The organism is Streptomyces venezuelae (assembly GCF_008642275.1).
GTDB lineage: Bacteria > Actinomycetota > Actinomycetes > Streptomycetales > Streptomycetaceae > Streptomyces > Streptomyces venezuelae_E.
The window spans coordinates 3,079,555-3,100,382 of the sequence record NZ_CP029189.1; the positions used below are offsets into that span (position 1 = coordinate 3,079,555).

A 20,828-nucleotide genomic window follows, 5' to 3' on the forward strand; every position below is an offset into this window, starting at 1 on the left:
GCCACGGCCCCCTGACGCGGAAAGCATTGGGGGGTGAGTCACGACGTCGCGTACCTCCGGTTCCCGCACCTGCACGACGACCTCCTCTGCTTCGCCACCGAGGACGACCTCTGGGTCGCCCCGCTGGTCCCCGACGGCCAGACACCCGGACGGGCCTGGCGCATCACCGTCGACCGGACCCGCGTCGGCCACCCGCGCTTCTCCCCCGACGGCAGGCACATCGCCTTCACCACCTGGCGCAGCCTCGATCCCGAGATCCACCTCGCCCCCGTCGACGGCGGTCCCGCCCGCCGGCTGACGCACTGGGGCGCCACCGACACCCGCGTCTGCGGCTGGGACCCCGACGGCAACGTCCTGGCCGTCTCCTCGCACGAACAGCCCTTCTCCTACTTCTCCTGGGCCTACAAACTGCCCACCGACGGCAGCCCCGGCGGGCGCCTGCCCTGGGGGCCGGTGTCCGACATCCAGGTCGCCGACATCGGCGGCGAGCACAAGAGCCTGCTGCTCACGGGCAAGCCGCCGCACGAGCCGGCCGCCTGGAAGCGCTACCGGGGCGGCGCCATGGGCCGGCTCTGGCTCCACGGACGCCAGCTCCTGGAAGACCTCGAAGGGCACCTGGACGCCGCGATGTTCGTGGGGGGCCGGATCGCCTTCCTCTCCGACCACGAGGGCATCGGCAACCTCTACTCCTGCCTGCCCGACGGCACCGGCCTGCGCCGCCACACCGACCACGACGAGTTCTACGCCCGGCACGCCTCCAGCGACGGCTCCCGGGTCGTCTACCAGTGCGCCGGGGACCTCTGGCTCGTCGACTCCCTGGACCCGGGCGCCGCCCCGCGCAAGCTCCAGGTCCGCCTCGGCGGCCCGCGCGCCGGCCGGCGCACCTACCAGGTGCCCGCCGCCAGCCACGTCGACTCGCTCTCCGTGGACGCCACCGGGCGGGCCAGCGCCGTCGTGGTGCGCGGCAGCCTGTACTGGCTGACCCACCGCGACGGACCGGCCCGGACCATCGCCGACACCCCCGGCGTGCGGGTACGGCTCCCGGAGATGCTCGGCAGCGGCGGACAGGTCGCCTACGTCACCGACGCCGAGGGCGAGGACGCGATCGAGATCGCCTACCTGCCCCGGGCCTCCGGGGACCGGGAGCCGCGCCGGCTGGCCTCGGGCGGGCTCGGCCGCGTCACCGAGCTGCTCTCTGACCCGGACGGGGAGCGCCTCGCCGTCGCCTCGAACGACGGGCGGCTGCTGCTCGTCGACGCGACCGAGGACTCCGACGGCGAGGTCACCGAGCTGATCCGCTCCATCAACGGCCCCGTCACCGACCTGGCGTTCTCCCCGGACGGGGCCTGGCTGACCTGGTCGCACCCGGGCATCGGGCGCTCGCTGCGGCAGATCAAGATGGCCCGCATCTCCGGGCCCGGCGCGCGCGCCGTCGTCGACGTCACCAACGGCCGCTTCGCCGACGAGAACCCGGTCTTCACCCGGGACGGGCGCTATCTGGCGTTCCTTTCCTGGCGCGGTTTCGACCCGGTCTACGACGTGCACACCGGCGACCTGTCCTTCCCGCTGGGCTGCCGCCCGTACCTGGTGCCGCTGTCGTCGGCGACCCCCTCGCCCTTCGCGCTGTCGGCCGAGGGGCGGCCCGCGGCCGGCGGGCTGGACCCGGCCGAGGGCGACTCGGAGGGCTCGGGCGAAGGCGGCACCGTGACCGTGGAGGTGGAGGGGCTGGAGAGCCGGGTCACCCCCTTCCCGGTGAGCGCCTCCAAGTACTCGGCCCTGTACCCGGTGAACGGAGGCGGTCTGGTCTGGCTGCGCTGGCCGATCTCCGGCGCGCTCGGCGAGACCTTCGCCAACCCCAACGACATCAGCGGCAAGCCCACGCTGGAGCACTTCGACCTGACCAAGGCCCGCAAGAGCGAACTGGCTTCGGGACTGGACTGGTTCGCGGTCAGCGGCGACGGCACCCGGCTCGTGATCAACGACGACGGGGACCTGCGCGCGGTCCCCGCCACCGAGTCGGGCGACGGCGACTCGACGGTGTACCTGGACCTGCGGCGCATCCTGCACGAGGTGGACCCGGCGGCCGAGTGGCGCCAGGCCTTCGAGGAGGCCGGGCGGATCATCCGCGCGTACTTCTGGGAGCCGAACATGTGCGGCATCGACTGGGACGGCGTACTGCGCCAGTACCGCCCGCTGGTCGAACGGGTCGCGTCCCCCGACGAGTTCGCCGACCTGCTGCGGGAGGTCCTCGGTGAGCTGGGCACCTCGCACGCCTACGTCTCCCCCGCCCGCCGCAACGAGGGCCCCCCGCACTACCAGCGGGCCATCGGCTTGCTCGGCGCCAACCTGGTCTCCCGGGACGGGACATGGGTGGTGGCCCGGATCCTGCCCGGCGAGTCCTCCGACTCCAAGGCCCGCTCCCCGCTGGCCGGAACGGGCATCCGGGAGGGCGCGGTGCTCACCCACGTGGACGGCCGGCCCGTGGACCCGGTCGCCGGCCCCTACCCGCTGCTGGCGGCGGCCGGCGGCACCACGGTCGAGCTGACCTTCCAGCCGGCGGAGGGCGCGGACCGCTCCCGCCGGGTCGCCGTCGTGCCCCTCATCGACGAGCGGCCGCTGCGCTACCAGGACTGGGTGTCCAAGCGGCGCCAGGTGGTCCGGGAGCTCAGCGGCGGCCGCTGCGGCTACCTCCACATCCCCGACATGGGCGGCTCGGGCTGGGCGCAGTTCAACCGCGACCTGCGCATGGAGATGTCCCGCCCCGCGCTGATCGTGGACGTACGCGGCAACGCCGGCGGCCACATCAGCGAGCTGGTGGTGGAGAAGCTCACCCGCTCCATCCTCGGCTGGGACCTGACGCGCGACGCCCAGCCCGTCAGCTACGCCTCCAACGCACCGCGCGGCCCGATCGTGGCGCTGGCCGACGAGGCGACCTCCTCGGACGGCGACATGATCACCGCGGCCTTCAAACTGCTGGGCCTGGGACCGGTGGTGGGCCAGCGCACCTGGGGCGGAGTGGTCGGCATGACGGGCCGGCACACCCTGGGCGACGGCACGGTGATCACGGTGCCGATGAACGCCGCCTGGTTCCCGGAGTACGGGTGGTCGGTCGAGAACCACGGCGTGGAACCGGACTTCGAGATCCTGCGCACCCCGCTCGACTGGGCGGAGGGGCGGCACGCCCAGATGGACGACGCCGTGCACCTGGCGCTGGAACTGCTCGAACAGGACCCGGCCGCGATGCCGCCCGGCTACACGGACGTACCGGACCGGCGTCGTCCGAAGCTGCCGCCGAGGGAGTGATCAGGCACGCAAGCGGGAGGGGCGCGATCCCCGGAACATCGGGGATCGCGCCCCTCGGCGCTGCGTGCGGGCCCGCCGGCGGCGGGGCCGAAGCCTAGGTCCGGTCGTCGAGCTCGTCCTGGAGGTCGTCGAACGACCGCTGCGGCGAGCCCTTCGGCTGCGGCGGCTGCGGCTGCGGGGTCCGCTCGGGCTTGCCGTCCTGCGGGTTCCCGCCGGACTTCTGCGCCTTCTGCGCCTTGTCCTTGAGCTCCTGCGCCTTGTCCTGGAACTGGTCCTTGATGCCCATGCTGTTCACTCCACGAGGGGTGTAGGTGGTGGGGCCTCGACCAGACTTTCATGGGCAGACAAAGGCCGCATTTCGATCAGTGACGCTGCGTGCGCTCCCTCTCGTCCGCCTCCCCGCCGGCCCCGACGAGCCCCTTGGACACACCCCGCAGACGCGGCTCGAAGCGCTTCATCTCGCGCTGCCCGACCGCCGCGATGATCCCCGGCAGGTAGCCGCGCGTCCCCTGCATGCCGCGCAGCCACCACTGCGCGTACACGTGCGCCGAGCGCCGCTCGATGCCCGCGACGATCCGGTCGACGGCCGGCCCCAGCGGGTACGTGCGGTTCGACGGCCACGGCAGCCGCTGCCTCAACTCCCGCATGACCTCGTCCTGGTCGGCGCCGCGCACCATGTCCGTGTCGGTCCAGGAGAGGTAGCCGACACCGACCCTGACGCCCTTGTACCCGACCTCCGCGCGCAGGCAGTGCGCGAAGGCCTCGACCCCCGACTTGGAGGCGCAGTAGGCGGTCATCATCGGCGCCGGGGTGATCGCGGCGAGCGAGGCGATCTGGAGGAAGTAACCGCGGCTCTCCGTCAGTACGGGCAGGAAGGCGCGAGCGGTGACGGCCCCGCCGATCAGGTTGACCTCGATCACCCGGCGCCAGGCGTCCGGGTCCGAGTCGGCGAACGGCCCGCCGGCGGCCACGCCCGCGTTGGCGACGACGACGTCCACCTTGCCGAAGCGCTGCTTGACCTCCTCCGCCACCCGGGCCATGGCCTCGTGGTCGGTGACGTCGGCGTACCAGTGGTCGCTGTCGGTGTGCAGCCGCTCGGAGACCTCCTTGAGGGCCTCCGGCTCCAGGCCGACGAGGGCGATCTTCGCACCACGGGCCGACAGCTTGCGCGCGAGCAGCTCACCGACCCCCCGGGCGGCGCCGGTGACGACGGCGACCTGGCCTTCCATACTCCTGCGAGCGCTCACGGCGTCTTCTCCTTCGCGATGGTGTCGAGGTCGTCGAGGTCGCCGAGATAGCGCGCGGTCAGCTCGCGCACGGCGCGTGTGACGGCTTCGGGGGCCTCGACCGGGGTCATGTGCCCCATGCCGGTGAGCTCGGTGAGGCCCACGCAGTTCGGCAGCGCCGCGGCGAGCCCGCGGGCGTGCTCGATCGGAGTGAGCCGGTCGGCGCTGCCGCCGATCACGGCGGTGGGGACGGTCAGCCGTGCCACGTCGGCGTCCAGGTCCAGCCCGGCCAGCACCCGGGACCATGCGTGCCGCACCCCGGTGGGGCAGGCGTGGACGATCGCGGCGCACGCCTCGACCCGGTCGGGCGCGGAGCCGGGGCCCATGGTGGCGTACTTGAGGACCGAGCGGGCGACGGGCGTGACCGGTCCGAGCGGGGCGCGCGATCCGAGGACCGCGCCGGTGACACGGGTCCGCACCCGCCCGGCGCGCCCCGGCAGCACCGTGGCCCGCTCGACCAGCCGGGAGCTGCCGGTGCTGCACAGCAGCGCGGCCGCGGCGTGCTCGGCGAACTCCGGCCGGGCCGCGGCCGCCATGATCGTCATGCCGCCCATGGAGTGCCCGGCGACGACCGCGCGCTCCCCCGGGGCGAGGGTGGCGCCGAGCACCGCCACGAGGTCGTCGGCGAGTGCGGTGGTGCTGTGCTCGCGGGCGGCGGGGCTGCGCCCGTGTCCGCGCTGGTCGTAGGCGACGACCCGGTGGGTGGCGGCCAGGGCCCGTACCTGCGCGGCCCAGAACGCCGTGGAGCAGGTCCAGCCGTGGGCCAGCACCACCGCGGGCGCCCCCTCGTCCCCGTGCACCTCGACGTGCAGCCGTGCCCCGTCGGCGGAGACGGCGACGAGTTCGCGGCGGGCGGCGGGCGGGGCGTAGGGGCCGGAGGTGACGTGCGCCGGCCGCCTCACGCGGCGCCCTCGGCAGCCGTACCCACCTCGGCCTCACCGGTCGTGGGCTCGCCCACCCCGACCGGCGCCGCAGCCGTGACGGCCGCGGCGGCCACCGGCACCCGCTCCCGCACCCGTACGACCTCGTACTCCGCCAGGTCGACGCTGCGCGTCTCGCGGCGGAACTCGCCTGTCGTGCCGGGCCAGACCGTGGTGTTGCGGCCGTTCGCGTCCAGGTACCAGCTGGTGCAGCCGCCGGTGTTCCAGACCGTCCGCTCCATGCGGGCCTGCACGTGCCGGTTCCACTGGTGCACGGCGGAGGGGCGGGCGCCGAGCGCGACCTTCCCGCCCAGCATGCCGAGCTGCCGCAGGTAGTCGGCCATGTAGTTGAGCTGCGACTCGATCATCAGGATCATCGAGCTGTTCCCGAGCCCGGTGTTCGGCCCGATGATCGTCATCCAGTTGGGGAAGCCCGCGGCGGTGGCCCCGCGCAGCGCCTGCATCCCGTCCTTCCAGGAATCCGCGAGGGTGCGGCCTTCGGTGCCCACCACCCGGTCCGCGATCGGCATGTCCGTGACGTGGAACCCGGTGCCGAAGATGATCGCGTCGACCTCGGTCTCGGTCCCGTCGGCGGCGACCAGCACCGAGCCGCGGATCTCCTTCAGCCCGGAGGCGACCAGGTCCACATCGGGCCGGGCCAGGGCCGGGTAGTACTCGCTGGAGAGCAGGATCCGCTTGCAGCCGATCCGGTAGGAGGGCGTCAGCTTCGCGCGCAGCGCCGGGTCCTTGATCGAGCGCGCCATGTTGGCCTTGGCCAGGGACTCGATGAGGCCGAGCTGGTTCGGACGCTTGGTGAAGGCGCTGACCTGGAGCTCCCGGATCCCCCACAGCAGCCCGCGCCGCGCCGCCCGGGTGAAGGGCAGCTGACGGTGCAGCCAGCGCTCCACCGCCGTGATGGACCGGTCGGTGCGGGGCATGACCCACGGCGGGGTCCGCTGGAAGAGGGTGAGGCGCTCCACCTCGGGGGCGATGGCGGGGACGATCTGGATGGCGGAGGCGCCCGTACCGATCATGGCGACGCGCTTGCCGCGCAGGTCGTAGTCGTGGTCCCAGCGGGCGGAGTGGAAGACCTTGCCGGGGAACTCGGCGAGCCCGGGGATCTCCGGCATCTTCGGGTCGGACAGCGGTCCGGTCGCCGAGACGACGACGTCGGCGGTCAGCTCACCGGCCGAGGTCTCGATCTCCCAGCGCAGCTCGTCCGCGTCCCAGCGCATCATCCGGACCTCGGTGTCGAGCCGGATGTGCCGGCGCAGTCCGAAGGTGTCGGCGACGTGCTCCAGGTAGGCGCGGATGGCCGGCTGCCCCGAGAAGGTCCGCGGCCAGTCGGGATTGGGCGCGAACGAGAACGAGTACAGATGGGAGGGAACGTCGCACGCACACCCGGGGTAGCTGTTGTCGCGCCAGGTGCCGCCGACCGAGTCGGCCCGTTCCAGTACGACGAAGTCCGTGATCCCTTCGCGGCGCAGCCGTACGGCCGCGCCGAGCCCGCCGAATCCGGACCCGATCACCGCCACCCGTACGTGCTCGCGCCCGCCGCCCATGCCACTCGTGCCCCTCGTGCCACCCATGCCCGCCGCCTTCCGCTCATCCGCAGTAGTCCCAGCCACGCACCGCTACGCCGCACCGCACCATCGAAACACTGCCAGCAATCACTGGCACAATCGGGAGGGTAGAGCAGCCCCGTACTCATGGGTAGGGGTCCGACCCGGAAAGTTACTGCCGGTACGCCATAAGGTGCGTCTGTGGCGAAGGAAGAGACGCAAGCGAAGACGGTGCGCGAGTACCGCACGGAGGAACTGGCCGAAGCGGCCGGGATCCCGGTCCGCACCCTGCGCTTCTACCGCGAGCGCAAACTGCTCCCGCCACCGCGCCGCGAGGGGCGGATCGCCTGGTACGACGACCACCACCTGGCCCGGCTGCGCACCATCGCCGCCCTGCTGGAACGCGGCCACACCCTCGGCGGCATCGCCGAGCTGACCGCCGCCTTCGAGAACGGCCGCGACGTCGGCCAGCTCGGAGAGCTGCTCGGCATGGGCTCGTCGGAGGAGACCCGGGTCCGGCTCACCCCGGAGGCACTGGCCGACTACTTCGAGGGCGAGGTCACCCCGGAGAACCTGGCGGCCTCCCTGGATCTCGGCTACCTCGCCGTCGACGGCGACGAGATCGTGCACGTCAGCCGCCGCCTGCTGGACGTCTCCTCGGCCCTGGTCCGCGAGGGCGTCCCGCTCGCGGCCGTCCTGGAGACCGGCCGCCGCGTCCGCGAGCACGCGGACGCGATGGCCCTGCTCTTCACCGGGCTGATATCCGACCACCTCTCACCGGACGCGCTCACCCGGCTGCGCCCGCTGGCGAAGAGCGTGGTCGAGGCGGAGCTGACGATGGCGATGGACCGCCTCCTGGCGTCCACCGCCCCGCCCTCCGGTCAGACGCCGAGCTCGTAGACGACGGTCACGGGCGCGTGGTCGGACCAGCGCTCGGGGTGCGTCTCGGCCCGCTCCACGAAGGCCTTCACGGCCTTCGCCGCCAGCCCGGGAGTGGCCACCTGGAGGTCGATGCGCCAGCCGGCGTCGTTGTCGAAGGCCCGCCCGCGGTAGGACCACCAGGAGTACGGCCCCTCGGTGTCGGGGTGCAGCTCGCGCACCACGTCGACGTAGCCGGCCTCCGAGTAGACCTTCCCCAGCCACTCGCGCTCCTCGGGGAGGAAGCCGGCGTTCTTGCGGTTCGTCTTCCAGTTCTTGAGGTCGGCCTCCTGGTGACAGATGTTCCAGTCACCGCACACCACGACCTCGCGCCCGTCGGCGGCGGCCCGCACCTTCAGCTCGGCGAGGTAGGCCAGGAACTCCCCCATGAACCGGTACTTCTCGTCCTGCTTCTCCGTCCCGGCCTGGCCCGAGGGCAGGTAGAGGCTGGCCACGGTCACGCCGGGCAGATCGATCTCCAGATACCGGCCCGCGGTGTCGAATTCCTCACTGCCGAACCCCACCCGCACCCGCTCCGGCGCACGCCGCGTGTAGAGCGCGACCCCGGCCCGCCCCTTCGCGGCGGCCGGTGCGAAGACGGTGTGCCAGCCCTCGGGAGTGCGCACCTCTTCCGGGATCTGCCCCTCCTCGGCCCGTACCTCCTGCAGGCAGACCACATCGGCGTCGGATCCCGCGAGCCACGCCCCGAAGCCCTTCTTGGCGGCGGCCCGAATCCCATTCACATTCACGGAGGTCACAGTGAGCATCCCAGCACCATAGCGGGATGGTTCCGTACGATGTTCGGATGTCTCATGGGATCGACCTCCGCACCGTGCCGTACGACCACCCGGACGCGGTCAAACTCGACGACCAGGTGCAGCTCGAATACCAGGAGCGGTACCAGGGCGAGGGCGACGCCACCTTCCTGGACCCGGCGATGTTCGCCCCGCCGTACGGCCTGTACCTGCTGGCGTACGACGCCACGGGCACCCCGGTGGCGAGCGGCGGCTGGCGCACCCAGGACGAGAACGACGAGGGCTACTCGGACGGCGACGCGGAACTCAAGCGCATGTACGTCGTCCCGCAGGCCCGCGGCCTGGGCCTCGCCCGCCGCATCCTGGCCGTCCTGGAGGACGACGCCCGCGCGGCGGGCCGCCACCGCATGGTCCTCGAAACGGGCGACCAGCAGCCGGAGGCGATAGCCCTGTACCTCTCCTCGGGCTACTCCCCGTCCGCGAAGTTCGGCCACTACCGCTTCCACGAGTCCAGCCGCTGCATGACGAAGCCCCTGCTCCCCACCCCGTCCAGCCCCGCCACCCCCTCCAGCCCCGCCGGCGTTTGAGGCGCCCCTCCAGCCCCGCCGGCGTTTGAGGCGCGGGGGTCCGGGGGCAGCGCCCCCGGCAACGGCGCCGCACCCGCACCCGCACCCGCACCACCCCTACCGCGGGAGCCAGACGGCCCGGTCCGTCCCCCACCGGGACGGCCCCACCCGCCACTCCCCGAAGGGACTGGCGGCGTGCCGCAGCACCCCGTACCCCGACACCGACTCACGCAGCCACGGCTCCGCCGAGTACGAGCCCCCCGCGCCGCGGGAGACACCCCCCGCCGCCAGCCCCCGCACCAGCCACGACCCCGTCCCGGCGAGGGAGAACCGCAGCCCCCTCCCACCCCCTTCCGCCAGCGCCCGCAGCACACCCGCCGCCACCAGATAGCCCGTCCCGTGGTCCAGCGCCTGCGCCGGCAGCACCCCCGGCCTCCCGTCGGCCCCGGCACACGCGGCGGCGATCCCGTACCCCGCCTGCACCAGCGAGTCGAAGCCCCGCCGGCCCGCCCACGGCTCCGCCGCCCGCCACCCCCACGCGCACAGCTCGGCCACCACCAGCCCCGGCCACCGGTCCAGCAGCTGCCGCGCCCCGAGCCCGTACGGCTCCAGCGCGCCCGGCCGGTAGCCCGTCACCACCACGTCGGCCTCCGCGAGCAGCCCCTCGAAGACGGCCCGGTCCGCCGCCTCCGCCAGGTCCAGCAGCGCCGACCGCTTCCCGAAGCCGGTGTCCGCGTACGCGTCGTCCGCCTCCGGCAGGCCCGGCGGGTCGATCCGCAGGACGTCCGCCCCCAGCAGCCCGAGCGTGCGGGTCGCGACCGGCCCGGCGATGACCCGGGTCAGATCCAGCACCCGTACCCCCGCGGCGGGCCGGCCGGCCGGGGCGTCGCCGAGGGTCCGTCCCCGCGCCCCTGTCACCCGTACGGGCTCCACCAGCGGCTGCGGCGCCCCGTACTCCGCCGCCACGGCCACGGCGAGTCCGCCCGCCCCGTACACGAGCTCCTGCACCTCGACGGCGGTGCGTCCGGCGACCGCGGCGCGGACCGCCTCCGGCGTCGCCGACGGCAGCCGCAGGGCCCGTACCAAAGCGGCTTCGTGGTGCGGATAGTTGGCGTGCGTCCGGACCCAGCCGTCCGCCGTCCGCCAGAAGCCGGACAACGGCGCGAAGGTCACCGGTGCGCGCCCCTCGACCCGCAGGTGCCGTTCGCTGACGAACGCCGTGGCCACCGCGCCCTCGTCCACCACCAGCGCAGCCACGTCCCGCGCCCCGCCCCCGGCCCGCACCGCGGCGAGCTCTCCGGCGGCCAGTCCGCAGGCCGCGACGGTGGCGCGCGCCAACTCGGCCACCGGCAGCGGCCCTTGCCCGAGATCGCCGGTCCCGGCGAACCGGACCCGTTCCACGAGCTCTGGTGCGCCGCCGAGGGCCTCCCAGGCCTGCGCCGTCCCGGTGTCGCGTTCCCGTCTGATCGCCATGGGGGCATCCTCGCCCAGCCGACGCCTCCCCGTCCTGTCAGTGGGCGCCTCTACGGTTCTGCCGTGCCGAACTCCTACACGACCCTGTGGACCAACGACCTGTGCCGCGAGCTCGACCGCACCGGCCGTGCCGGCCAGCGCCTCACGATGCTGTTCGGCGGCCCGCACCAGTCCCTGCCGAGCTTCGTACGGGCGGGCGTCCGGCCCGGCGACACGGTCTTCCCCGTCCGCGCCTTCCGCAAGCGGCTCCACCTGCTGGGGGCCATGGAGGTGTCGCGGATCATCCCCTACAAGGACGCCGGGGCCGAACTCCACGACGACGACTACGCGAAGCTGCTGGACTGGCGGACGCTGAAGGCGGGCTGCGTCACCGAGGTGCTGCTCGGACCGCCCGGCTCCGCGCTCGGATTCGGCACGGTCGTCCCGGCCGATCTGCTGTCACGTCTCACGTACACCTCCCGCCGCGGCGAACGCACCCTCAAGCACGTCGTGGACGGGGAACTGGCCCGCTCCATCAGCGTCCAGGGCATCTACCGACTAGCTCCCGACTCGGCCACCGCCCTCCGTCAACTCGTCCTGGAGCACAGCGGCTGAGGCGAGCCGTGCGCGTACGGCCCGGAAGCGGCGGCGGCCGCCGCCACGGCCACCACTGTTCCGTTGTGCCGTTCCTCAGTCGACGCCGCTCAGATACACGCGGCTCTTGTGCTCATCGACCCGCGCCACGGCGACCTCCAGCGTGTTCAGATCGCCCTTGCAGGGTGCGCACACCGTTCCTTCCCGGACGCCGGCGAGCGAGTCCGGCTCCGGAAGACCCAGGTGTGCGAACGGCGTGGTCGCTTCTCCTTCTCCCACGAACGGCTGCTCCCGTAGACGCAGAGGCCGCTCGGGCTGCAGCTGCGCAAGGAACCCGTCCACCGCGTCAGCGGGCAGGACGAAGGACAGAAGCAGCCCGTCGTCCTGAAAGCCCTTCTGGTGCGCCGCCTTTGTCTCCGTCGCCGTCGGGGGTATCCGTACCTGCAACGTCGCGGCGACCGACTCCACGGTGGCCGCGTCAATCCAGTACGGCACCTGCGGTCCCGGCGAGCGGCCCACGTTTTGAGCGCTCCGTTCGGCCGACGACCCCATGCAGCCGGCCATGAGACCAGCCAGCAGTCCCACCGCGGCAACGATCAGCGGGCGCCGTGCCCGTACCTGTGCCGAACTCACCGGGCGTCCCCGTTGCGGCCGATATCCGTACGTGTCCCGTCACGGCCCGGTTCCTGCGGGGCGGGCCAGCTTTCGCCCGAGCCCAGATCATGCTGCTGCACGGAACTGCTGCCCCGCATGTCGAACTCCTTCGCCAGTCCCGTGGTGTGCATCCGGGCCATGTCGGCGTCGGTCACCGTGGTCGGGCCGATGGGGGTGGCCTTGCCCGGGTCCCAGTTGTACCGGTCCCATACGTTCACCTGGTAGTCGATGTTCACCTGGGGCTTGCCGTCCGGGCCGGGCACGGCTGTCACCACACCCGTCGTGTTCGACATCGCGCTGCCCACTGCCAGGTACCAGTTGCGATCCTGATGGGTGTAGGACCGGCCAAGGGACTCCACCGGTATGGAAACGGGCTTGCCGCCCGATTCCGCAAAGGCCTCCAGCGCTTGGCGGCGCCACTCGTCCTGCTCATCGGCACGCGCCTTGGCGACCACGTTTCGCAGCGCTGCGTCGTCGGTCAGCATCCGGTCGACGTCGAGGTCGAGGGTGGTTCCGATGCCGCGCAGATAGTGGTCCATGTGCCTGGCAGCATCGGTCTTGCCTATGAAGTCACCGCTGTTCGAGATGCCGTTGGCCTGGAGTTCCTTCCAGTAGTCCCCGAGGTCCGGTGATTCGACGTCGTACCGTCCTGCCCCGTCGTCAGCAGCCACTCTCTTCACCGTAGGGGTCAACAGACCAGCGGCCAGGAGATCGTCTCTGTTCTGGGACCACAGCTGTGCCCGCGCCTCCGGGCTCAGGGACTGCCACAGTCGCTGCAGCTGCCCGCGCTGCTTGTCGTTCGCCTCTTCCCCCAGACCGGCGAGCTTCACGGCCCTGGGCAGCATGTCCTGGTCAAGCGACGTGTACGCAGCGTGGCCTGCGTTGGTCGCATCACCCCCGTGGCTCGCGCGTAGCGCCCGTACAGCCGCCGTGTCCACTTCGGAAGCGTGGCTCACGAAGCCGGTCAGCGTGTCGGCGTACCACTGCATCATGTCGCGTTTCCTCTGCCCAGGCCCGTCCACCTCGCAGATGACAGCATCCGCAATGACCACGGTTCCGTCCTTGCGTCCGGTGACGCTGAAGCCCTCTTCCTTGGCGTTGGCAGTCACGCTCTTGGCCTGCTGCTGGATCGTCTTCAGCTCCGAGTACGCGTCATCAAGGACACTGGCAATACTCTTTGCTTCACGGTGCAGGTCCTCGAACTCCTTCACCGTTTTGTCAACGAAGTCCCGGGTCACGCCCGCGTTGACCCCTTCCCAACGGGCTTTGTCAGTCTTCGCTTTCATGCCGTCGCGGGCCTCGCCGCCCAGCCGCTGCATCTCCCCGACCACGCGCTTCCAGTCGGCGACCGCTGTCCCCAGCTTGCCGAGGTCGACTTCCATGAGCTCGGTGTAGTTCATGGTTAACCCCCTACTTGAAGTACTCGGCGAGACGGGAAGCGGGCACGGCCGACCCATCCCGGTTCTGGAGGGACGCGGCGATCGCGGCGTCGTCCTCCGCGTGTGCCTTCTTCGAGTAGTCCAGGTGGTTCGATATGTGAGCGCAGGCCTGCAGGATGCTCTTGACCTGAGAAGTCCATACGGACACCGTCGCCTCAAGCTCACCCCCCAGGGCGAAGTTGCTGCCCTTCAAGGCTGCTGCGGCCTGCATCGTGGAGCCGGCCCCCTCTTTGTCGGCACCAGCGCCGGCGATGTCCGCTTCCTTCTGCAACTGGCTGTGGAGCACGAACGCCTCATGTCCGACAGCACCGAGGTCGTCCTGATGCACGACAAGGTCGCTCTGCCCGCTCCCGGAGCCTCCCGGCACCTGATTGAGCCTCATCGACACCCGCTGGTCGGCGGCCACCGTTGTCTTCGCGGTCTCCCACTCATCCCATGCCATCGCGCCATTCCACCACGCACCTGCGACAACTTGATCGACAGGAGCAAGAGTGCAGTCGACTCTCAGCCAGCACTACGAGGTGTCGGCCTCCGCGCAGCGGAGACACAGCCGGACCGCTGATCACCAGCCCCGGGCAGCCAGGGCCGCTTCGCATGCCCCCGGAACAGCCAGATGTCCGCCGGAGGGGATGCTAGCCGGTGCGCACAGCCATCCATCACCCCTCACACGCAGCGAACCAGCTGTCGTCTGTGGGGTGTTCACGAGTGTGCCTGAACAGGCACTCCAGAGGCTGCCGTAGCTCGCTTCCCATCTGACTGGAGATCATTTCCCAGCGCTGCACCGATGCCGCTGGTAAGAAGTTGGTGTTCGAACGGCTGCGCACGGCACAGTGGCGTGGCCAGTGAGCTATGGGCAAGCGCCCTGGCTGGGGCGGATATCGGTCCGCGCCGACACAGCGGCCGAGTGCCGCCTGATCTCGTGGGGCAGTGGTGAACGAACGGGACGTCCTGGATAAACCCGAATGGTACGAATTCGGGCGCAACTACGGTTCCGACATCAACGCGGCGCTGATGATGTGGGGCGTGAAGGTGGCTCCCGGACAGGACTGGGACCACAAGCCGCAGCTCCAGGAGCGGTACGACCTCCAGACCCTCGACGACTACTACTTCAAGCAGCCCGGAACGAACCGCGAAGTCTTCTACGACATCTACTCCAACGTCCACTACGGATACGTCGGCCGCGCGGCCGGCTTCGACGCGGACACCTTGATCAAGGGCGCCTCCCTCGGAGAGACGCTGCTCACCGGGGACGACGACCAAGGCGATCAGATCACCATGCGCGTCGGTATGGATCTCTACGACAAGTACGGCGACAGCCTGACCGAGGAACAGCTCCGGCAAGGGATCGGCGAAGCGATGGACCGGATGGAACAAGCTCAGCGCAACGGCGAGAACGTCCCGCAGATCAGGAATCGGAAGTGACGCGGGGACAGTGGGGGTGTGCGCTCGCCCCTGTGGCCGGTCTGGCCACCGGCGTGCTCGGGTCGGTGCTGCTGGCAGCCGCCTGGCGGGCATGCGACGTCGGGGTGAACGGCGCAGCCAACGGGCTCGCGCTGGCCTTCTACGGAGCCCTGCTCGCGATCACGGCGGCGGTGTGGTGGGCGGTGCTCATCGGGTACGTGGGGCGTTGGAACCTCACGGCCGCCCTCCTGGGCGGCACGGTCGGCGCCGCGGCCATGGTGTGGATCTTCGTGGCTCTCCTCCAGGTCCCCGACGGCTACCGCTGCTGACGAGGTCGCCCGGACACGGTGACACGCCGAGCCGGGTGCTCACCGGCCCCGTACAGCAGCCGAGTCGGCGGGCCTACGGCAACAAGCCCCGCAAACGCCGAGATCCCGCCCGGTCTTTCGACCGGGCGGGATCTCGTGACGTTCCCGAGAGCTACTCGCGAACTGTCGTCTGTGGACCTGTGGGGATTTGAACCCCAGACCCCCTCGATGCGAACGAGGTGCGCTACCAGACTGCGCCACAGGCCCTTGCGACGTGTGAAACATTAGCATCCCCGCGCGGGTGCTCCAAAACCGATATCCCGGAGCGTCCGCGCAGGTCACCGATCACTCGTTCGCGGCGCGCGGGCGGTCGTCGCCCTCGTACTGGTCGAACAGCGGGGTGCGGCCCTTGCCCTGGGCGCGGGGGCGCGGGGTGGCCTGGGGCTTCGGGTCCGGCTTGGGGGGGCCGGGCTGGGCGCGCAGGCGGGGTTCCGTCGGCTCGGCCGTGCTGGAGCGGGTCGCGCTCCAGGCGTCCGGAGCCGCCGGGCCCGTGGCGCGGGGGGCCACCGGTGCGGTCACGTACGTCGGCAGCGGGACCGGGACCGGCTCCCAGCTGTCACCGCGGGCCGGGCCGCGTTCGCGTTCGCGCTGCTGGTCCACCCACTCGGCGTGGTCGGTCTGCTCGACCAGGGCGCGCCGTCCGGCCTCCTGCGGGGAGACCGGTGGCGCAGGGTCCGGTTCGCTGCCAGCCGCGGCCTCGGGCTCACGACGGCTCGGGCGGTTCTCCCGCAGCTGCCGCGCGGCCGCCTCGGCGCGCCTGCGGTCCATGGTGAACTCGTAGCGCCGCCGCTCCTGGACGCGCAGGTGCACGATGTACGTGCTCAGCAGCAGCGCGGGGACCGCGGGTGCCCACAGGTAGTGCAGGCCGCCCACCGCGGCGACGATCGCGCCGAGGGTGAAGACCAGGAAGAGGAGTGCGGTGGTGCGCCGACGGCGTGCGAGGACCTGCAGGCGCTGTTCGCGCCGGGCCCGCTCCGCCCGCTGCTCCCGTTCGACGGTGGCCGGTCTCGGCTCCGCCCTGGTCGGGGGCACGGCAAAGGCCCGGGCGTCGGCGTCGACGGAATCGACCGTTTCCGTCGCGGCGTCCGGGTCCGCGTGGGGCTCCGCCTGCTCGTCACCGCGCTCACGCAGCCCCTTGGCGTAACGGCGCTCCATTCCCGCCCGGCCGGAAAGCAGCCGAATGGCAGTGGAGAAGCGTTCCGTCGGACGGGCTTCGTTCAGCTCGTCCTGCCTCCGGAGCCACATGGGCACCAAGTAGGCGGCCCAGGCCCCGACAATGACTGCGTAGATGAGGCCGCTGCTGCTCACACCTCACACCGTAGAGGGGCGCGGCCGGGGGGATCGGCCAATTGGGCCGGTGTGTCGCACGATCTCGCTGATATCACGGACTTTTTTTGTGATTCTTCGGATCAGGTTATGGGCGAATCGGTTACCCGAGGCCATTAATTCGAACAGATATTCGTTTATCGACGGAGGGCTCCGCGCCGCTATTTTGGCGGGGACTGCGAGTGGCGCGCACGGTGCCAGCGGCGCATCAGCCCTTCGGGGACCTCCTCCACCGTCACCGCGTAGACGAGGTGGTCGCGCCACGCGCCGTCGATGTGCAGATAGCGCGGCCGCAGCCCCTCCTCGCGCAGGCCCAGCTTCTCCACGACCCGCCGGCTCGGGACGTTCTCGGGGCGGATGCACACCTCGATCCGGTGCAGACCGACCTTCCCGAAGCAGTGGTCCACCGCCAGCGCGACCGCCGTCGGCATCACACCGCGGCCCGCCACCTCGCGGTCCACCCAGTAGCCGATGTGGCCCGCGCACATCGAGCCCCAGGTGATCCCGGCGACCGTCAGCTGGCCGACCATCCGACCCTGGTACTCGATGACGAAGGGCAGCATCCGGCCCGCGTTCGCCTCCGCCCGCAGATGGCGGACCATCTGGCGGTACGTGGGCCGCTGGACCACCGGCCCCCACGGCGCGGGCGGCGGGATCGTGGCCTCCCACGGCCGGAGCCAGTCACGGTTGCGCCGGTTGAGCTCGCGCCAGGCCTTCTGGTCCCGCATCCTTATCGGCCTGAGGGTCACGTCTGCGTCCGACAGGACCACCGGCCAGGTCGGGCCGTTCAGCTCGGGCTCCCGGAGGGTGCCGCCGGTCTGGGGTGGTCGCCGCCCCGCATCTGGTCCACCGCGTGCGGCAGGACGCGGGCCAGGACGGCGAGGCCGTCGCGCACCCCGCCCGTCGATCCGGGGAGGTTGACGACGAGGGTGCGCCCGGCCACGCCCGCCAGGCCCCGGGACAGGGCCGCGGTCGGCACCTTCGCGAGGCCTTCGGCGCGGATGGCCTGCGGGATGCCGGGGATCTCGTAGTCCAGCACCCGCGCGGTGGCGTCCGGGGTGCGGTCGGTCGGCGAGATCCCGGTCCCGCCGGTGGTCAGGATGACGTCGTAACCGGCGGCCACGCCCTCGCGCAGCGCCTGCTCCACGGGATCGCCGTCCGGGACGACCCGCGGGCCGTCCACCGTGAACCCGAGCTCCTCCAGGGCCGCGGCCAGCAGCGGTCCGCCCTTGTCCGCGTACACGCCCTGCGAGGCCCGGTTCGAGGCCGTGACGACCAGTGCCCGGCCCAGCGGCCGCGGGGTCATTACCGGCTCGGCGGGGGCGTGGTGACCGTGGCTGTGGACCTCGCCGCCGCGCTCGGCGTTCACGAGCGCGCCCAGTCGCCGGACTTGCCGCCGGTCTTCTCCTCCACCCGGACGTCCGTGATGACCGCGCCCTTGTCGACCGCCTTCACCATGTCGATCACGGTGAGGCCGGCGACCGCGACCGCGGTCAGGGCCTCCATCTCGACGCCCGTACGGTCGGTCGTCTTCACGGTGGCGAGGATCTCGACCGCGTCGTCGGCGACCCGCAGGTCCACCTTCACGCCGGAGACGGCCAGCGGGTGGCACAGCGGGATCAGGTCGGGGGTCTTCTTCGCCCCCATGATCCCGGCGATGCGCGCGGTCGCGAGGGCGTCGCCCTTGGGGACGCCCTCGCCGCGCAGCAGCTCGACCACCCGCGGGGCGACGAGGACGCGTCCGCTGGCCCGTGCCGTCCGGGTGGTGACGTCCTTCCCGGACACGTCCACCATCCGGGCCGCGCCGGCCTCGTCGATGTGGGTGAGCCTGCTTTCGGTACTCATTGCTGCGCCGCTCCGCTCTGGGCTCCCGGGGAGCCTGTGTGGTGCGACACACGCTACCCGCACCGGCCCGGCTTCAGCCGAGCAGGACCACTTCCAGCTCGGTCCCCGGCTCCACCGAGGTGACGTCCTCCGGTACGACCATCAGGGAGTCGGCGTGCGCCAGCGCGGCGATCAGATGGGAGCCCGATCCGCCGACCGGGGCGACCGTGCCGCTCTCGGCGTCGTACTTGCCGCGCAGGAACTGGCGGCGGCCGGCCGGGGAGCCGAGTGCCTTGTCGGCGCTCAGCACCGCGCGCACGCTCGGCCGCCGGACCTCGGACTCCGGCAGCCCCATGAGGGTGCGGATCGCGGGTCGCACGAACAGCTCGAAGGAGACGTACGAGGACACCGGGTTGCCGGGCAGGGCCAGCAGCGGGGTGTGGTCCGGGCCGATGGTGCCGAAGCCCTGCGGCTTGCCGGGCTGCATGGCGAGCTTGCGGAAGTCCATCCGGCTGCCGTCGACGTCCTCGTCATCGCCCTCACCCGCGCCGGACTGCCCGACCGAGGACAGCGCCTCCTTGACGACGTCGTACGCGCCGACGCTGACCCCGCCCGTGGTGACCAGCAGGTCGGCGCGGATCAGCTGGTCCTCGATGGTGGCGCGCAGGGTGTCGGCGTCGTCCGCGACGGCGCCGACCCGGTAGGCGATGGCGCCGGCGTCCCGGGCGGCCGCGGCCAGCGCGAAGCTGTTGGAGTCGTAGATGGTGCCCGCCGTGAGCGCCTCGCCGGGCTGGACCAGCTCGCTGCCGGTGGACAGGACCACCACGCGGGGGCGCGGCCGCACCCGTACGGTGCCGCGCCCGATGGCGGCCAGCAGGGCGATCTGCGGCGGCCCGAGGACGGTGCCGGCCGCGAGGGCCAGGTCGCCGGCCTGTACGTCGCTGCCGCGGGAGCGGACGTGCGCCCGCGCCTCGGCGGCGCGGTGCACCCGTACCTCGCCGCCCGCGTGTTCCGGGGCGGCGCTGGCCGGGGTCATCCCGGCGGCCGCGCCGCCGCCCGTGCCGCCGTCGGTCCACTCGACCGGTACGACGGCTTCCGCGCCGGGCGGCAGCGGGGCGCCGGTCATGATCCGGGCAGTCTCGCCGGGGCCCACGGTGGGCAGCTCACCGCTGCCCGCCGCGACGTCCCCGACGACCGTCAGCACCGCGGGGAACTCCTCGCTCGCACCCTGGACGTCGGCCGTCCGGACGGCGTAGCCGTCCATGGAGCTGTTGTCGAAGGGCGGGAGGGCGACGGGCACGGTCACGTCCTCGACCAGGACACAGCCCTGGGCGTCCAGCAGTTGGAGCTCGATGGGCTCCAACGGCCGGACGGCCGAGAGGACGTCCGCGAGGTGCTCGTCCACGGACCACAGACGGTGGCCGCCCGCCAAGCGTGGATGCTGCGGTGCGGAACTGCTCAAGGTGCTACATCTCCTCCGTGACGTAACGGTGAAGCCAGGTGCGGAACTCGGGGCCCAGGTCCTCGCGCTCGCACGCGAGGCGGACGATGGCCCGCAGGTAGTCGCCGCGGTCCCCGGTGTCGTAGCGACGGCCCCGGAAGACCACGCCGTGCACCGGACCGCCGACGCTCTCGTCGGCGGCCAGCTTCTGCAGGGCGTCGGTGAGCTGGATCTCCCCACCGCGGCCCGGCTCGGTCTCCCGCAGTATGTCGAAGATCGCGGGGTTGAGGACGTAACGTCCGATGACCGCGTAGTTGCTGGGGGCGTCCTGGGGGTCCGGCTTCTCGACGAGGCCGGTGATGCGGACCACGTCCTCCTCGTCCGTGGCCTCGACGGCGGCGCAGCCGTAGAGGTGGACGTTGGCCGGGTCGACCTCCATGAGCGCGATGACGGTGCCGCCGGTGCGGGCGTAGATGTCGGCCATCTGGCGCAGCAGCGGGTCGCGCGGGTCGATGAGGTCGTCGCCGAGCAGGACGGCGAAGGGCTCGCGGCCGACGTGCGGCTCGGCGCACAGCACCGCGTGGCCCAGGCCTCGCGGGTCGCCCTGGCGGACGTAGTGCATGGTGGCCAGGTCGCTGGACTCCTGGACCTTCTTCAGGCGGTCGTCGTCGCCCTTGGCGATGAGGGCCGACTCCAGCTCGTAGTTCCGGTCGAAGTGGTCTTCCAGAGCACGCTTGTTACGCCCAGTGATCATGAGAACGTCATCGAGACCGGCCCCGACGGCCTCCTCGACCACGTACTGGATGGCCGGCTTGTCCACAACCGGGAGCATTTCCTTCGGGGTCGCCTTGGTCGCCGGAAGGAAGCGGGTACCGAGGCCAGCGGCCGGAATCACGGCCTTCTTGATCACGGGGTGCAACATAGTCATGCCCCGAACGATAGTGGGCTTCCGTCGAACACCCGACGAGATCCCATCATGTAGATACAGGTATGCCCCGATTCGGAAGGATATTTGATTT

The 20,828-nt window shown here is 71.7% G+C and carries 21 protein-coding genes and 1 tRNA gene; 6 read left to right on the plus strand and 16 right to left on the minus strand.

Translation table 11 applies throughout. The features are described 5' to 3' along the window. Nucleotides 1-33 precede the first annotated feature (33 nt). Nucleotides 34-3,303, plus strand: coding sequence for a S41 family peptidase (locus DEJ51_RS13245; RefSeq protein ID WP_150257772.1), 3,270 nt, complete (start codon nt 34-36; stop codon nt 3,301-3,303). A gap of 94 nt (nt 3,304-3,397) precedes the next feature. Here DEJ51_RS13245 and DEJ51_RS13250 read toward each other — a convergent pair whose 3' ends face one another. From DEJ51_RS13250 to DEJ51_RS13265, 4 genes are all read right to left on the minus strand, one after another. Further along, complete coding sequence (locus DEJ51_RS13250; RefSeq protein WP_150257773.1) at nt 3,398-3,589, minus strand: hypothetical protein; 192 nt, start codon at nt 3,587-3,589, stop codon at nt 3,398-3,400. Nucleotides 3,590-3,665: 76 nt separating this feature from the next. Further along, the gene (locus tag DEJ51_RS13255; protein ID WP_150257774.1) at nt 3,666-4,550 is read right to left on the minus strand and encodes an SDR family oxidoreductase; all 885 of its coding nucleotides are present in this window, start codon (nt 4,548-4,550) and stop codon (nt 3,666-3,668) included. Continuing rightward, nucleotides 4,547-5,491 (minus strand): alpha/beta fold hydrolase, encoded by a 945-nt coding sequence (locus DEJ51_RS13260; protein ID WP_150257775.1) that lies wholly within the window; start codon nt 5,489-5,491, stop codon nt 4,547-4,549. The genes DEJ51_RS13255 and DEJ51_RS13260 overlap by 4 nt, the downstream gene beginning before the upstream one ends. Beyond that, entirely contained in the window at nt 5,488-7,098 is a 1,611-nt protein-coding gene (locus DEJ51_RS13265; RefSeq protein ID WP_223835786.1) for a flavin-containing monooxygenase, read from the minus strand. The genes DEJ51_RS13260 and DEJ51_RS13265 overlap by 4 nt, the downstream gene beginning before the upstream one ends. Nucleotides 7,099-7,272: 174 nt before the next feature. Here DEJ51_RS13265 and DEJ51_RS13270 point away from each other — a divergent pair, with 174 nt between their 5' ends. Further along, the gene (locus DEJ51_RS13270) at nt 7,273-7,971 is read left to right on the plus strand and encodes a MerR family transcriptional regulator (RefSeq protein ID WP_190620351.1); all 699 of its coding nucleotides are present in this window, start codon (nt 7,273-7,275) and stop codon (nt 7,969-7,971) included. Here the strand turns inward: DEJ51_RS13270 and DEJ51_RS13275 are convergent. Further along, the gene (locus DEJ51_RS13275; RefSeq protein WP_150257776.1) at nt 7,953-8,756 is read right to left on the minus strand and encodes an exodeoxyribonuclease III; all 804 of its coding nucleotides are present in this window, start codon (nt 8,754-8,756) and stop codon (nt 7,953-7,955) included. The two genes, DEJ51_RS13270 and DEJ51_RS13275, sit on opposite strands and share 19 nt — an antisense overlap. 38 nt (nt 8,757-8,794) lie before the next feature. Here DEJ51_RS13275 and DEJ51_RS13280 point away from each other — a divergent pair, with 38 nt between their 5' ends. Beyond that, nucleotides 8,795-9,331 (plus strand): GNAT family N-acetyltransferase, encoded by a 537-nt coding sequence (locus tag DEJ51_RS13280; RefSeq protein WP_190620353.1) that lies wholly within the window; start codon nt 8,795-8,797, stop codon nt 9,329-9,331. 96 nt (nt 9,332-9,427) lie between these two features. Here DEJ51_RS13280 and DEJ51_RS13285 read toward each other — a convergent pair whose 3' ends face one another. Continuing rightward, complete coding sequence (locus tag DEJ51_RS13285; RefSeq protein ID WP_150257777.1) at nt 9,428-10,783, minus strand: CoA transferase; 1,356 nt, start codon at nt 10,781-10,783, stop codon at nt 9,428-9,430. Nucleotides 10,784-10,846: 63 nt separating this feature from the next. On the opposite strand from DEJ51_RS13285, the gene DEJ51_RS13290 reads away from it, so the two are divergent. Beyond that, nucleotides 10,847-11,377: a hypothetical protein gene (locus DEJ51_RS13290; protein WP_223835787.1), complete on the plus strand. Its 531-nt coding sequence runs from the start codon at nt 10,847-10,849 to the stop codon at nt 11,375-11,377. Nucleotides 11,378-11,452: 75 nt separating this feature from the next. On the opposite strand, the gene DEJ51_RS13295 is transcribed toward DEJ51_RS13290, so the two are convergent. From DEJ51_RS13295 to DEJ51_RS13305, 3 genes are read right to left on the minus strand one after another with little or no spacing between them, the layout of a single operon-like run. Continuing rightward, the gene (locus DEJ51_RS13295; protein ID WP_150257778.1) at nt 11,453-11,989 is read right to left on the minus strand and encodes a hypothetical protein; all 537 of its coding nucleotides are present in this window, start codon (nt 11,987-11,989) and stop codon (nt 11,453-11,455) included. Continuing rightward, nucleotides 11,986-13,410 (minus strand): hypothetical protein, encoded by a 1,425-nt coding sequence (locus tag DEJ51_RS13300; protein WP_150257779.1) that lies wholly within the window; start codon nt 13,408-13,410, stop codon nt 11,986-11,988. Before DEJ51_RS13300 ends, DEJ51_RS13295 begins: the two co-directional genes overlap by 4 nt. Nucleotides 13,411-13,420: 10 nt before the next feature. After that, on the minus strand, nt 13,421-13,891 hold the full coding sequence (locus tag DEJ51_RS13305; RefSeq protein ID WP_150257780.1) for a hypothetical protein: 471 nt from the start codon (nt 13,889-13,891) through the stop codon (nt 13,421-13,423). Nucleotides 13,892-14,376: 485 nt separating this feature from the next. On the opposite strand from DEJ51_RS13305, the gene DEJ51_RS13310 reads away from it, so the two are divergent. Both DEJ51_RS13310 and DEJ51_RS13315 read left to right on the plus strand, forming a co-directional pair. After that, the gene (locus tag DEJ51_RS13310; protein WP_223835788.1) at nt 14,377-14,871 is read left to right on the plus strand and encodes a polymorphic toxin type 44 domain-containing protein; all 495 of its coding nucleotides are present in this window, start codon (nt 14,377-14,379) and stop codon (nt 14,869-14,871) included. Continuing rightward, complete coding sequence (locus DEJ51_RS13315; RefSeq protein WP_150257781.1) at nt 14,868-15,179, plus strand: hypothetical protein; 312 nt, start codon at nt 14,868-14,870, stop codon at nt 15,177-15,179. The genes DEJ51_RS13310 and DEJ51_RS13315 overlap by 4 nt, the downstream gene beginning before the upstream one ends. 172 nt (nt 15,180-15,351) lie before the next feature. Here DEJ51_RS13315 and DEJ51_RS13320 read toward each other — a convergent pair. The 7 genes from DEJ51_RS13320 to galU form a co-directional block, all read right to left on the minus strand. Next, nucleotides 15,352-15,425, minus strand: a tRNA-Ala gene (locus tag DEJ51_RS13320). A gap of 78 nt (nt 15,426-15,503) precedes the next feature. Next, nucleotides 15,504-16,526 (minus strand): hypothetical protein, encoded by a 1,023-nt coding sequence (locus DEJ51_RS13325; RefSeq protein ID WP_150257782.1) that lies wholly within the window; start codon nt 16,524-16,526, stop codon nt 15,504-15,506. Between the two features lie 179 nt (nt 16,527-16,705). Further along, the gene (locus tag DEJ51_RS13330; RefSeq protein WP_150257783.1) at nt 16,706-17,314 is read right to left on the minus strand and encodes a GNAT family N-acetyltransferase; all 609 of its coding nucleotides are present in this window, start codon (nt 17,312-17,314) and stop codon (nt 16,706-16,708) included. Between the two features lie 17 nt (nt 17,315-17,331). Further along, a complete protein-coding gene (locus tag DEJ51_RS13335; protein WP_150261889.1) occupies nt 17,332-17,850 on the minus strand; it encodes a molybdenum cofactor biosynthesis protein B in 519 nt (172 codons plus the stop codon). A gap of 59 nt (nt 17,851-17,909) precedes the next feature. Continuing rightward, nucleotides 17,910-18,389: a cyclic pyranopterin monophosphate synthase MoaC gene (moaC, locus tag DEJ51_RS13340; protein ID WP_150257784.1), complete on the minus strand. Its 480-nt coding sequence runs from the start codon at nt 18,387-18,389 to the stop codon at nt 17,910-17,912. Nucleotides 18,390-18,462: 73 nt separating this feature from the next. Next, the gene (glp, locus tag DEJ51_RS13345) at nt 18,463-19,830 is read right to left on the minus strand and encodes a gephyrin-like molybdotransferase Glp (protein ID WP_190620355.1); all 1,368 of its coding nucleotides are present in this window, start codon (nt 19,828-19,830) and stop codon (nt 18,463-18,465) included. Between the two features lie 4 nt (nt 19,831-19,834). Beyond that, nucleotides 19,835-20,737: a UTP--glucose-1-phosphate uridylyltransferase GalU gene (gene galU, locus DEJ51_RS13350; RefSeq protein WP_150257785.1), complete on the minus strand. Its 903-nt coding sequence runs from the start codon at nt 20,735-20,737 to the stop codon at nt 19,835-19,837. Nucleotides 20,738-20,828 lie beyond the last annotated feature (91 nt).